Annotated in this window: 1 protein-coding gene; it reads left to right on the top strand. The window is 29.8% G+C overall.

The genetic code is table 11. The features are described 5' to 3' along the window. Positions 1-6: 6 nt before the first annotated feature. A partial coding sequence (locus I215_RS15595; RefSeq protein ID WP_040460651.1) for an RNA-guided endonuclease TnpB family protein occupies positions 7-769 on the top strand: 763 nt, incomplete at its 3' end.

The following is a 769-nucleotide window of genomic DNA, read 5'->3' as shown; positions in this document are numbered from 1 at the left end:
AATAGAATGAAGTTAAAACACAAATCATATCTCTTTAGAATTTACCCCTCCAAGGAACAAGAATCTTTGTTGAGCAAACATTTTGGGCACTGTAGATTTGTGTTCAATAGGTTTTTAAATGAACGTATAGAGAGATATCTAAATGAAAAAACTTCACTTAACTATTATGACAATGCGATAACTTTAACTGAATTAAAGAAGGATGATGAATTTGTTTGGTTGAAAGAAGTGAACAGCCAATCATTACAAGCATCTATTAGAAACTTAGATATTGCCTATAAGAATTTCTTCAATAAGCAGAATAAGTTTCCACGTTTTAAATCAAAGTTTGATAGACAAAGTTTTAAAGTACCACAAAATGTAAGTGTTGAAGATGGTAAATTAGTAATTCCTAAATTCAAAGAAGGAATTAAATTGATTCTTCATAGACAAATGGAAGGTAAGCTTTTGTTTGCAACTATATCAAAATCTACCACTGGTAAATATTATGTTTCTATCACTTGTGAAGTGGAACATAAACCTTTTGGTAAAACCAATAAGTATGTTGGTGTTGATACTGGTATCAAAGAACTTGCCACACTTTCAGATGGTAGTAGTTATGAGAATATCAAACCCCTGAAAACCAAATTAAAAAAACTCAAATACGAACAACGACAACTTTCCAAAAAACAAAAAGGAAGTCAGTCCCGAAATAAACAAAAAAGAAAACTTACATTAGTATACGAACAAATCACAAACATCAGAAAAGATTACTTACACAAAATATCTA

It is taken from the genome of Galbibacter marinus, assembly GCF_000300875.1.
Classification (GTDB): Bacteria; Bacteroidota; Bacteroidia; order Flavobacteriales; family Flavobacteriaceae; genus Galbibacter; species Galbibacter marinus.
Note: the sequence above shows the minus strand (reverse complement) of the source record. Positions and strands in the feature narration are given on the sequence as shown.